Here is a 12,082-nt window from a genome sequence, read left to right as displayed (position 1 = left end):
GCTCTCGAGGCTAACCGCGCCCCCGCGTGGGAACCGGCCGCTTGCCGGGCCTCCGCCGGGATGCTACGCGAACGCGCTCATGCCGGTGATGTCCCGTCCGATGAGCAGCGCCTGGACGCTCTCGGTGCCTTCGTAGGTGTGGATCGCCTCGATGTCGGCCATGTGCTGCATCACGCCGTTCTCGAGCAGGATGCCGTTGCCCCCGAGCAGGTCGCGTGCGATCGCCGCGATCCGCCGTGCTGCCCGAGTGTTGTGGTACTTCGCGAGGGACGCCTGCGTCGGGCGCAGTCCGCCGGATGCCTCGAGGTCGGCCAGGTGCCGGCAGTACAGCTGCATCGCGGTGAGCTCCTCGAGCATCTGCGCGAGGCGCTCCTGGACCATCTGGAACTTCGCGAGCGGCTTGCCGAACTGCACGCGCTGCTGCGAATAGGCGAGGGCCGCCTCGTAGCAGGCGGTGGCGTGACCGAGCGCCGACCACGCGACCCCCGAGCGCGTCGAATAGAGCACGGTCGAGGCATCCTTGAAGCTCTTGGCGCCCGGCAGCACGGCGTCCAGCGGCACCCGGACCGCGTCGAGGGCGATGTGGGCCTGGTGGATGCCGCGCAGCGACGCCTTTCCGGCGATCACGGTGCCGGTGTACCCGGCGGTGTCCTGCTCGACGAGGAAGCACCGCACCGCTCCGTCGGTCTCGTCGCCGGGACTCACGACCCGCGCCCACACGAACGTGATGCCGCCGGACGCGCCGTTGCCGATCCACTTCTTGGCCCCGTCGAGCACCCACTCCTCGCCGTCTCGGCGGGCGGTCGTCTCGAGCGAGACGGAGTCGCTGCCGTGGTCGGGCTCCGTGAGGGCGAACGACGCCGGGACCTCGCCGCGGGCGACGGGCTTCAGCCAGCGCGCCTGCTGCTCGGGGCTGCCGAACAGCGCGAGCGTGCGCAGGGCGAGTCCGCCCTGGACGGCGATGACGGTGCCGAGGGATCCGTCACCACGCGAGACCTCCATGTTCACCAGACCGGCCGCGAGGGGGGAGAACCGGGTGAGGTCGGGATGGACGATGCCGTCGTTGAAGAGATCGAGCTCGCCCAGGCGCATCGCGATGTCGAGGGGATAGGCCGCGGCATCCCACGCGTCCTGCATACGCGTGCCGACCTCGTCGACGTACGCTTGCGCGCGCTCCCAGACGGCGAGGTCCTCGTCGGAGATGTCGGCGAACACCTGGTAGTAGTCGGTGCCGAGACGGGTGGTGACGTCGTAGCCGTCGACGGCGTGGCCGGGCCGCGGGGTGAAATCGCTCACGGCGGACTCCTGACTTCATGGGGTGAGACGCCTGAAGTCTAGTGGAACTCAATCCCGCTGTCTGCAGGACTCAGTGTCAACCCCGCACGGATCAGCCCGACCGAGGCGAGGTCGCTCACGACCCGAGACGCAGGTCTGCCATCGCAGTGAGCAGCACGACCGCGATCATCCCCGCGTAGACGAGCAGGAGCGAGAGCGCGGCGACCGTCGCCCACAGAGGTGCCCAGCCGCGCCCGATGCGGCGCACCACCACCACCGACCGGCCGATCGGATACACCGGTGTGAGGAACGCCCACACCCAGGGGAACGGGTCGGGCACCCCGCGCTCGCGAAGCGCACGGTGGTCCCGGTAGGCGAAGAACACGGCCAGCCCGTACATGACGTACCCGAGCACCCGAGCGGCGAGTTCACCCAGGTCCGTGACGAACTGCGCTTGCGCAGGCCTCGCGCCGAAGAGGTCGTCCCAGCCCGAGACCGCAGGGGTGACGAGCGAGAGAAGGGGAAGCGCGATCATCAGGACGACCAGCCAGATCCACACGGTGTTCCATGAGGTCTCGGGCGGCGCACCCGCCGGCCCGCCTGCGAGAGACACGGCGGTCTGCCGATGCGCCGTCCAGGCGCCGCCGTCCCAGTACCGCAGTGTCGCAGGCTGAGCGGGGTCGCGGTACCAGCCGGGGGGCGGAGCGGTCACTTCGTCGAACCTCACTGTGCGGTCGTGGTGGGCGGAGAGCAGGAGAAATCCTGCAGGCAGGACGAATCCGGTGAGATCTTCCTGTCCTGGGGAGATCTCCTGATCTCGGTCAGCCGGCGGGGGGCTCCGTCGGTGGCTTCGCGCTGGGCCGGCGCCGACGAACGAGGAAGTACACGCCGATGCCGATGCCTATCGCGAGGAGCGCGAGGGGGATCACCCACGCCGCCGTCGACGCGGCCGCGTCCTGGTCGGGCACGGCCTCCGGGGTCTCGGTCGGTGTGGGCGTGGGGCTCTCGGTCGCGCTCGGCGTCGGCGTGGGCGTCGGTGTCGGCTCGGTCGTCGGAGTCGGCGTGGCCGGTGTGGTCGGCGTCGGCTCGACGGTCGGCTCGGGCGTCGGCTCCACGGTCGGCTCCGGCGTCGGCTCGACGGTGGGCTCCGGCGTCGGCTCGACCGTGGGCTCCACCGTCGGCGTAGGCCGCGGGGTGCGCGTCGGCCGGGTGGGAAGCGTCACCGTCGGCGTCGAGGTCGGGAGCGCGGTCGGAAGCTCCACGGTGGGCGTCGGAAGCGCCGTCGGCAGCGGGAACGACCCGTCGCAGCCGCTGAGGAGCACTGCCGCGAGCGCGAGCCCCGCCGCGGCGGCCATGCCGCGCATCCGCCCCTGCGTCATCGGCGTCTCAAGCCTTCACGCCGGCCGCGCGACGCGCGATGCGGCGGCGACGGATCCACTTCTCGACCTCGACGAACAGCGGCACGACGAGGGCGAGTCCGATGCAGATCAGCCATTCGCTTCCGCTCAGGGACACCGTGCCGACGAGTCGCTGGAGGAACCCGATCTCGACCGCGGCGACGGTGATCGCCACGGGGATCGCCAGCCACTTGACGGCGGTGAGGATCGGGGCGGTCAGACCGGACTCGGGGTCGCGGCGCATGGCGAGGCCCCCCAGAACGGCGCCGAAAGCAGCGACGACGAAGGTCATCGTGACCGGCACGTTCGGCTTGGACGGGCTCGCCTGGTCGGTGAACATCAGCAGCGGGATGAGCGTCATGAGGAAGAGCACGCCGCCGTACACGAACCACAGAGTGATCGCCCCGCCGTTGGCGATCGTCTTCTTCGGGTCGCGCGGCGGCTTGAGCATGATGCCGTCGGGCACCGGATCGAGGAGGATCACGATGACCGGGAAGACCGAGATGAAGAAGTTGAGGAACAGGATCATGATCGGCGTGAGCGGCACGCCGCTGTTGATGTCGAAGATGCTCGCCACCAGGAAGAGCAGCACGAGCGAGAACAGCTGCGACATCTGGTACCGGACGTAGCTGACGATCTTCTCGTAGATCCCTCGGCCGAGTCGGACGGCGGTGACCAGGGTGCCGAAGTTGTCGTCGACGAGGATCATCTTGCCGGCCTGCTTCGTCACCTCGCTGCCCGAACCCATTGCGACGCCGATGTCGGCCTGCTTGAGGGCGGCGGCGTCGTTGACGGCGTCGCCGGTCATGGCGACGACGTCTCCGGTCTCCTGCATCAGTCGCGCGAGCCGCAGCTTGTCCTCGGGCGTCACCCGGCCGAACACGTGCAGGTTCGGCAGAGCGGCCTTCAGCTCGTCGTCGGTCATCGCCTGGATGTCGGCGCCGCTCGCCGCGCCCGGGCCCAGGCCGAGCTTCGCGCCGATCGCGGCGGCCGTGATCGCGTGGTCGCCGGTGATCATGCGCACCTCGATGCCCGCCTCGTGGGCGATGCGCACGGCCTCTTTCGAGGACGGACGGAGCGGGTCGATGATGCCGACGAGCCCGACGAACGTGAGATCCTTCACCTCGGCCATCGGGTCTGCGGGCACGGGCGTGCCGGGCTCGAAGCGGCGGACGGCGAACGCCAGCACACGCAGACCCTGCTCGGAGAGCGTGCGGTTCGCATCGAGCACGGTCTGCAGCTGCCCGGCGATCGGCGCCGGGCCGTCAGCGGTCAGAACCGTGGCGCAACGGTCGAGGACGACATCCGGCCCGCCTTTGACGAGGGCGACGAGGCGCGTCGCGCCGTCCTGCGGCACCTCGTGGAAGGTCGCCATGAACTTGTACGCCGAGTCGAACGGCACTTCGGCCGCCCGAGGGAACTTCGCTCGGGTGAGCTCGGCGTCGGCGCCCATCTTGGCGGCGAGCACCACGAGCGCGGCCTCCGTCGGGTCGCCGATCACGACACCGTCGTCTGACACGGTGGCGTCGCTGCAGAGGGTCAGTCCGAGGGCGAGCTGCGTGAAGTCGGGAACGGGCTGCCCGGCGACCTGGAGGATGTCGCCGCTCTTCTCGTAGCCGCTGCCGCCGACGCTGAACCAGTCGCCGCCGAAGTAGAGCGACTCGACCGTCATCTCGTTCATCGTGAGCGTGCCGGTCTTGTCGGAGTTGATGGCGCTCGTCGCACCCAGCGTCTCGACGTCGGTGAGGTTCTTCACGACGGCCTTGTGCTCGGCGAGCTGCCGCGAGCCGAAGGACAGCATCGCCTGCACGAACGACGGCATGCCGGTCGGGATGGCGGAGATCGCCATCGAGATGCCGAGCAGGACGACCGAGGCGAGCGGCTGTTCGCGCACCAGGCCGAAGATGACGATGACGGCGACCGCGCCCCAGGCGATCCAGCCGAGCACGCCGGTGAGGGAGTCGAGCTCCTTCTGCAGCGGCGACTTCGCCTGCTTCACGGACGAGAGCATCGAGGCGATCTGACCCATCTGGGTGGTCATCCCGGTGCCGGTGACGACGACGGTCGCGGTGCCTCTCGTCACCTGCGTGTTCTGGAACGCCATGTTCGCCCGGTCGCCGAGTGTCGTGTCGGGGTCGGCGATGGTCGCAGGGTCTTTCGCGATCGGTGCGCTCTCGCCGGTGAGCGCGGCCTCCTGAGTCTCGAGCGTGGCCGATCGCAGGATCCGCCCGTCGGCGGGGACGATGTCTCCGGCCTCGAGAGCCACGATGTCGCCGGGAACGACATCCGTCGCGGCGATCTGCACGAGGCTCCCGTCGCGGAAGACCCGCGCCTGGGGGATCTGCATCTTCGACAGGGCATCGACCGACGCCTTGGCCTTCATCTCCTGGCTGGCGCCGAGGAACACGTTCAGGACGACGAGCGCGCCGACGACGATGCCGACGCTGACCTGGCCGATCAGGAGGCTGATGATCGCGACGATCACGAGCATGACGTTCATGGGGTCCGCGAGCTGGCTGAGCGAGACCTGCCAGAGCGACGGCGGCTTCTCGGCCGCGATCGCATTCGGGCCGTGGTCGGCGAGCCGCTTCGCGGCTTCGGCCTGTGTGAGCCCGCGCTCGCGGTCGGTTCCGAGCTCGGCGACGACATCGTCGGCGTCCAGCGTGTACCAGAGGGGGTCTTTCGAGGGCGCGGTCGGCGACGTGTCCACGGTGGTCATGAGCCAGACACTACTCTGGCGCCCGACCACGCGGGGGGTGATTCTCCGGCGCGGAAGCGGCTACTCGTCGAGGCGCTCGCGCAGCCGGCGGGCGACCTCGGCGGTCGGCATCGAGCGCGGGAACACCGCCACCACGACGTCGTCGGCGGCGGCATCCCGTGCCTCGTCGGAAGGCTGCACGCCGAACCGCCGCAGCGCGTCGTCGAGCGCTCGACGCAGGACCGAGACGGGCACGCGCTTCGGTCCGCGCAGCAGCTGGCGCAGCACATGGTTGTGGATCGCCGTCACGAGCGCAGAGAACCCGACGGCGTCGATCGGGTCGAGTCCGGGCAGCGACGCGCGCAGGTACTCGTCGAACAGCCGCTCGTAGCGGAACACCGTCACGATCTCCCGCTCGCGCAGCGCGGGGACCTGGCGCACGACGGTGTAGCGCCGTCGCGCGAGATCGGGATCGGCGGCGAAGTGCGAGTACACGAGAACGGATGCCTCGCACACGGCGTGCCACGGGTCGGCGTGGCCTCCGGCGAGGAACGCGCGGATGCGGTCGAGCAGCAGCTCGTGATCGGCGAAGACGACGTCGTCCTTGCCGCCGAACTGGCGGAAGAACGTGGAACGCGAGACGCCGGCGGCCTGCGCGATCTGCTCGACCGAGGTCTGGTCGAATCCCTGGCGGGCGAACAGCTCGAGCGCGGCGGCGACCACCGCGGCCTGCGGGGCGGGGCTGGGAACGGCGGCGGTCTCGGACATCTCGGGGGAGAGCCTAGTCCGCGCTGCGCCGCGCACGGGAGCGGCGCGTCATGCGGCGTTCCCGTCGTGAGGGAGGGCGCGACGCAGCGGTCGGAGCGCCTCGCGAGCGGTAGTAGGCTGGGGGACTGGTCGATATCTCGACGTCGAGACGCTTTCGCGTCATCCCACCCCCATTCGCCACCTGCGAAGGAATGCACTGTGGATCTGTACGAGTACCAGGCACGTGACCTTTTCGAGAAGTACGAGGTGCCGGTTCTCGCCGGCATCGTCGCGGACACGCCGGAGGAGGTGCGGGCCGCGGCCGAGAAGATCGGCGGAGTGGTCGTCGTCAAGGCGCAGGTCAAGGCCGGCGGTCGCGGCAAGGCCGGCGGCGTGAAGGTCGCCAAGACCCCCGACGAGGCGTATGAGCTGTCGAAGGCCATCTTCGGTCTCGACATCAAGGGCCACGTCGTCAAGCGCGTCATGGTCGCGCAGGGCGCGCGCATCGACAAGGAGTACTACTTCTCGGTGCTGCTCGACCGCGCGAACCGCGCCTACCTGTCGCTGTGCTCCGTCGAGGGCGGCATGGAGATCGAGGAGCTCGCCGTCGAGCGCCCCGAGGCGCTCGCCCGCGTCGCCGTCGACCCGCTGGCGGGCATCGACAAGCAGAAGGCCGTCGAGATCGCCGAGGCCGCCGGCTTCGCGCCCGAGCTCGTCGACAAGGTCAGCGACGTCTTCGTCAAGCTCTACAACGTCTACAAGAGCGAGGACGCCACGCTCGTCGAGGTGAACCCGCTCGTGCTCACCGAGGACGGCGAGATCATCGCGCTGGACGGCAAGGTCTCGCTCGACGAGAACGCCGACTTCCGCCACGCCGGTCACGCGCTCCTCGAAGACAAGGACGCCGCCGACCCGCTGGAGGCGAAGGCCAAGGAGAACGACCTCAACTACGTCAAGCTCGACGGCGAGGTCGGTGTCATCGGCAACGGCGCGGGCCTGGTGATGTCGACGCTCGACGTCGTCGCGTACGCCGGTGAGAACCACGGCGGCGTGAAGCCGGCGAACTTCCTCGACATCGGCGGCGGCGCCTCGGCCGAGGTCATGGCCGCCGGGCTGGACGTCATCCTCGGAGACCCGCAGGTCAAGAGCGTGTTCGTCAACGTGTTCGGCGGCATCACCGCGTGCGACGCGGTGGCCAAGGGCATCGTCGGCGCACTCGCCGAGCTGGGCTCGAGCGCGTCGAAGCCGCTCGTCGTGCGCCTCGACGGCAACAAGGTCGACGAGGGACGCGCGATCCTCCGCGACGCCAACCACCCGCTGGTGACGCTCGCCGAGACCATGGACGAGGGCGCCGACAAGGCCGCCGAGCTCGCGAACGCATAAGGAACACGGATATGTCGATCTTTCTGAACAAGGACTCCAAGGTCATCGTCCAGGGCATCACCGGCGGCGAAGGCACCAAGCACACCGCACTCATGCTCAAGGCCGGCACCCAGGTCGTCGGCGGCGTCAACGCCCGCAAGGCCGGCACCACCGTGCTGCACACCGACAAGGACGGCAACCCCGTCGAGCTGCCCGTCTTCGCGACCGTCGACGAGGCCATCGCCGCAACCGGCGCCGACGTGTCGATCGCGTTCGTGCCGCCGGCGTTCACCAAGAGCGCGATGGTCGAGGCCATCGACGCCGAGATCCCGCTGCTCGTCGTGATCACCGAGGGCGTGCCCGTCGGCGACACCGCCGAGGCGTGGGCGTATGCGCAGTCCAAGGGCAACACCACTCGCATCATCGGACCGAACTGCCCCGGCATCATCACGCCCGGCGAATCGCTCGTCGGCATCACGCCCGCCAACATCACCGGCAAGGGCCCGATCGGCCTCGTGTCGAAGTCGGGCACCCTGACCTACCAGATGATGTACGAGCTCCGTGAGATCGGCTTCTCCACCGCGATCGGCATCGGCGGCGACCCGGTCATCGGCACCACCCACATCGACGCCCTCGCCGCGTTCGAGGCCGACCCCGAGACCAAGGCGATCGTGATGATCGGCGAGATCGGCGGCGACGCCGAGGAGCGTGCTGCCGACTTCATCAAGGCCAACGTCACGAAGCCGGTCGTCGGCTACGTCGCCGGCTTCACCGCGCCCGAGGGCAAGACCATGGGCCACGCCGGTGCGATCGTGTCCGGCTCCGCCGGCACCGCCCAGGCCAAGAAGGAAGCCCTCGAGGCCGCAGGCGTCAAGGTCGGCAAGACCCCCAGCGAGACCGCCGAGCTCATGCGCGGCATCATCGCCGGACTGTAAGCCGCATCGCATTCGGAGGGCCCCGCTTCGGCGGGGCCTTCTGCGTGCGGCCGCCGCTCGGTTCCGCGGAGTTTCGAAGACCGCCCGGCCGCCGCTCCCGCCGGGTTAGCCTGTGGGAATGCCGCTGACCGGAGAGTACAAGCCGTCCACGTCCGACTGGGCCCGCAAGCAGGCCGAGACGTTCGAGGCCTCGGACGGCCAGAAAGCCAACACCCTCCGCGGGGTGCCGATCATCGTTCTGACCTCGGTCGGCGCGAAGAGCGGCGGCCTGCGCAAGACCGCCCTCATGCGCGTCGAGCATGACGGCCGCTACCTCGCGGTCGCGTCGAAGGGCGGCCACCCCGATCCGCCGAACTGGTACTGGAACCTCCGCAAGAACGCGCACGTCGAATTGCAGGACGGCTCCGACAAGCGTGACTACGTCGCACGTCAGCTCGAGGGCGAAGAGCGCACCCGATGGTGGGCGCGTGCTGTCGAGGTGTGGCCGGACTACGATAACTACCAGCTGAAGACAGACCGCGAGATCGCGATCTTCCTCCTCGAGCCGATCGAGGACTGAGAAAGAAGCGGATGCCTCGGCCGAGGCATCCGCTTCTTTCAGGAGCGTCAGCCGGCGAGCAGGCTCTCGAGAGGTCCGCGGGCGAAGTAGAGCACGAAGCCGGCGGCGACGATCCACAGCAGCGGACTGATCTGCTTGGCCTTGCCCGACAGCGACCGCACGACCACCCAGGAGATGAAGCCCGCGCCGATGCCGTTGGCGATCGAGTAGGTGAGGGGCATGACGGTGATCGCGAGGAACACCGGCAGCAGCACCGAGAACTCGCTGAAGTCGATGAACCGGATCTGCGCCATCATGAGCGCGCCGACGATGACCAGAGCGGATGCCGCCACCTCACTGGGCACGATCGACACCAGCGGCGTGAAGAACATGGCCACGAGGAACAGCACGCCGGTCACGACGTTCGCGAAGCCGGTGCGCGCTCCTTCGCCGATGCCGGCGCCGGACTCGATGAACACGGTGTTGGACGACGCGGACGCATATCCGCCGGCGACCGCGCCGACGCCCTCGACGATCAGCGCCGACTTGATTCGGGGGAAGTCGCCCTTCTCGTTCGCCAGTCCCGCTTCTTTGGAGAGGCCCGTCATGGTGCCCATCGCGTCGAAGAAGTTCGTGAAGACGAGCGTGAAGACCAGCATGAGCGCCGCGAGCACCCCGATGCGCTCGAAGGATCCGAACGACACCTGCCCGATGAGCGACAGGTCGGGAACGCTGACGAGCGACGCCGGAAGCTCGGGGACCGACAGACCCCACCCGCCCGGGTTGACCTGGTCGCCGTCGAACTTGGGCCCGATGTTCCAGATCGCCTCGACGACGACGGCGACGACGGTGCCCGTCACGAGTCCGATGAGGATGCCGCCCTTGACCTTGCGCGCGACGAGGATGCCGGTCAGCAGCAGGGTGAAGACGAAGATGAGCGTCGGCACGGTGGCGACCGATCCGTCGACGCCCAGGCCGACGGGAGGCGACGACGCGCCGGTCGCGGTGACGAACCCGGCGTCCACGAAGCCGATGAAGGCGATGAAGAGGCCGATGCCCACCGTGATCGCCAGCTTCAGCTGGATCGGCACCGCGTCGAAGATCATGCGCCGCAGGCCGGTCGCGGCGAGCAGCACGATGATGAGACCGTTGATCACCACGAGGCCCATCGCCTCGGGCCACGTCACCTGACCGACGACGGCGACGGCGAGGAACGAGTTGATCCCGAGGCCGGCGGCGAACGCGAACGGCAGGCGCGTCACCAGGCCGAACAGCACGGTCATGACGCCCGCGGTGAGCGCCGTCACGGCGGCGACCTGCGTGAAGCCGAGACTGTTCCCGTCGACGTCGACGCCGCTGGAGAGGATGATCGGGTTCAGGATGACGATGTAGGCCATCGTCACGAAGGTGACCACGCCGCCGCGGACCTCCGTGCCGACGGTCGAGCCTCGCCTGGTGATGTCGAAGAATCTGTCGAAGCCGTTGCGCGGTTCGGGCGTCTCGGCGGTGTCGGCTGCGGGCGACGGGGCTGTGCTCATGAATGACCTCCGCGACCGAGGTTAGCGCCCGCGGGGCACGCGCCACGCCAGGAATCCGGATGCCGCGACCGGCCGGGTCGCGGGCGGGCCGGTGCCGCGGCCGTAGGTAGGGTCGTGAGCGGATGCATCGCCTCATCGTCGCCCTCCTCGCAGCCGTCGACGCCGCCATAGCGGTGGCCGTCGGCATAGCGGCGACCCTCGCCCCGCTCACCCTCGTCTGGGTGTTCGGACTGGGCGGGACCGCGGACTGGGGGGCCCTGTGGCCGACCTCGGCCACGATCTGGCAGTTCGGCAACCTCGTGCCGCTGCTGATCACGCTCCCCGCCGACTACCTCGCCGCGACGGGGATCGACTCGGCGGCGGCATCCTTCACGCTCTCGCTCGCCCCCCTCGCGTTCGCCTCGTTCACGGCGATCTTCGCGGCGCGCTCGGGCGTGCGCGCCTCGAAGGCGGATGCCTGGGCGACCGGCGTCCTCGCGGGCACGGTGGTGTTCGGCGCGCTGGCGACGCTCGTCGGCTTCACGGCGCAGAATCTCGTGGCCGACGCCGAACTCTGGCAGGCGATCCTCGTGCCGACGCTCGTCTTCGCGCTGCCCTGCCTCGCGGGGGCGGTCGTGACCGAGTGGCGCGAGGCCGGGTCCGGCCGCATCGCCGATCTGCGGGACCGCGTCGAGGCGGACCCGCACTGGGGTGCGGCTCCCGGTCTGGTCGGTCTCGGCACCGCGGTCGTGGTCGTCGGGCTCGTCGGCGCGGGCGCGCTCGTCGCGGCGGTGGCGATCGTGCTGCGCGGCGGTGAGATCATCGCGCTCTTCCAGGCGGGCAACGTCGACGCTCTCGGCGCGACCGTGATCACGCTCGCCCAGCTGCTGTACCTCCCGACACTCGTGGTGTGGGGCCTGGCCTTCACGGCCGGCCCGGGCTTCGCCGTGGGCGACGGCGGGATCGTGTCGCCGTCGGGCACGCAGGTGGGGGTCGTGCCCGGCATCCCGATCTTCGGTGTCCTTCCCGAGACCACGTCGCCGTGGCTGCTGCTGCTCGCGCTGGTGCCGGTCGGTCTGGGGGCGTTCGCCGGATGGATCGCCCGTTCGCGGCTCGCGGGTGAGGCGGCGTCCGACGCGCGCGCACCGGAGGTCGTCGTCGACGACGAGCGCACAGCGGCGCTCACCGGCCTGCTCGCATCGGTCGCGCCCTCGCCGCCCCCCGCAGCGTCGGTGTCGCACGACGCGTTCGGTCCGCGCCTCGTCATCGCCGCCGGTATCGCAGTGCTCTCGGGCGCGGCGGCCGCGCTCCTGTCGGCGGTCGCGTCCGGATCGCTCGGTCCGGGGCGGCTCTCCCACCTGGGGCCCCAGCCCGGCCCGGTCGCGCTGGCGGTGGGCCTCGAGGTGCTCGTCGGGGCGGCGATCCTGCTCCTCGCACCGCGAGGGGGCCGAAAGACGACGGATGCGGCGGGCGCGGCATCCGATGAGCAGGGCGACGCAGCACCCGCCGTTTCGCCGGTCTCGCCGTTCTTCGATCACCCCGCCTCCGACGCCGCTGAGACGCTCGACCTGGGACCGCGGAAATCCGGACCCGGCGCGCCGGTAGAATAGCCG

10 protein-coding genes are annotated in these 12,082 nt (G+C 69.9%); 4 read left to right on the top strand and 6 right to left on the bottom strand.

The window, feature by feature from the left end; genetic code table 11:
* Nucleotides 1-63 precede the first annotated feature (63 nt).
* The 5 genes from OL358_RS02650 to OL358_RS02630 all read right to left on the bottom strand — a co-directional run bounded on the left by OL358_RS02650 (nt 64) and on the right by OL358_RS02630 (nt 6,138).
* Entirely contained in the window at nt 64-1,296 is a 1,233-nt protein-coding gene (locus tag OL358_RS02650; protein WP_264708391.1) for an acyl-CoA dehydrogenase family protein, read from the bottom strand.
* A gap of 115 nt (nt 1,297-1,411) precedes the next feature.
* Complete coding sequence (locus tag OL358_RS02645; protein ID WP_264708390.1) at nt 1,412-1,987, bottom strand: DUF2510 domain-containing protein; 576 nt, start codon at nt 1,985-1,987, stop codon at nt 1,412-1,414.
* A gap of 109 nt (nt 1,988-2,096) precedes the next feature.
* Nucleotides 2,097-2,654: a hypothetical protein gene (locus tag OL358_RS02640; protein WP_264708389.1), complete on the bottom strand. Its 558-nt coding sequence runs from the start codon at nt 2,652-2,654 to the stop codon at nt 2,097-2,099.
* Nucleotides 2,655-2,661: 7 nt separating this feature from the next.
* Nucleotides 2,662-5,391, bottom strand: coding sequence for a cation-translocating P-type ATPase (locus OL358_RS02635; protein WP_264708388.1), 2,730 nt, complete (start codon nt 5,389-5,391; stop codon nt 2,662-2,664).
* A gap of 60 nt (nt 5,392-5,451) precedes the next feature.
* Complete coding sequence (locus OL358_RS02630; protein ID WP_264708387.1) at nt 5,452-6,138, bottom strand: TetR/AcrR family transcriptional regulator; 687 nt, start codon at nt 6,136-6,138, stop codon at nt 5,452-5,454.
* Between the two features lie 198 nt (nt 6,139-6,336).
* On the opposite strand from OL358_RS02630, the gene sucC reads away from it, so the two are divergent.
* From sucC to OL358_RS02615, 3 genes are all read left to right on the top strand, one after another.
* Nucleotides 6,337-7,500, top strand: a complete 1,164-nt coding sequence (sucC, locus tag OL358_RS02625) for an ADP-forming succinate--CoA ligase subunit beta (RefSeq protein WP_264708386.1) — start codon at nt 6,337-6,339, stop codon at nt 7,498-7,500.
* Between the two features lie 11 nt (nt 7,501-7,511).
* Nucleotides 7,512-8,414: a succinate--CoA ligase subunit alpha gene (sucD, locus tag OL358_RS02620; protein WP_264708384.1), complete on the top strand. Its 903-nt coding sequence runs from the start codon at nt 7,512-7,514 to the stop codon at nt 8,412-8,414.
* A gap of 118 nt (nt 8,415-8,532) precedes the next feature.
* Nucleotides 8,533-8,973: a nitroreductase family deazaflavin-dependent oxidoreductase gene (locus tag OL358_RS02615; RefSeq protein ID WP_264708383.1), complete on the top strand. Its 441-nt coding sequence runs from the start codon at nt 8,533-8,535 to the stop codon at nt 8,971-8,973.
* Nucleotides 8,974-9,020: 47 nt separating this feature from the next.
* On the opposite strand, the gene OL358_RS02610 is transcribed toward OL358_RS02615, so the two are convergent.
* Nucleotides 9,021-10,490, bottom strand: coding sequence for an NCS2 family permease (locus tag OL358_RS02610; RefSeq protein WP_264708382.1), 1,470 nt, complete (start codon nt 10,488-10,490; stop codon nt 9,021-9,023).
* Nucleotides 10,491-10,612: 122 nt separating this feature from the next.
* Here OL358_RS02610 and OL358_RS02605 point away from each other — a divergent pair, with 122 nt between their 5' ends.
* Entirely contained in the window at nt 10,613-12,079 is a 1,467-nt protein-coding gene (locus OL358_RS02605) for a DUF6350 family protein (RefSeq protein WP_264708381.1), read from the top strand.
* The last annotated feature ends 3 nt before the right edge of the window (nt 12,080-12,082 follow it).

It is taken from the genome of Microbacterium sp. SSM24 (assembly GCF_025989145.1).
Classification (GTDB): domain Bacteria; phylum Actinomycetota; class Actinomycetes; order Actinomycetales; family Microbacteriaceae; genus Microbacterium.
This window is presented reverse-complemented; position numbering and strand designations above follow the sequence as displayed.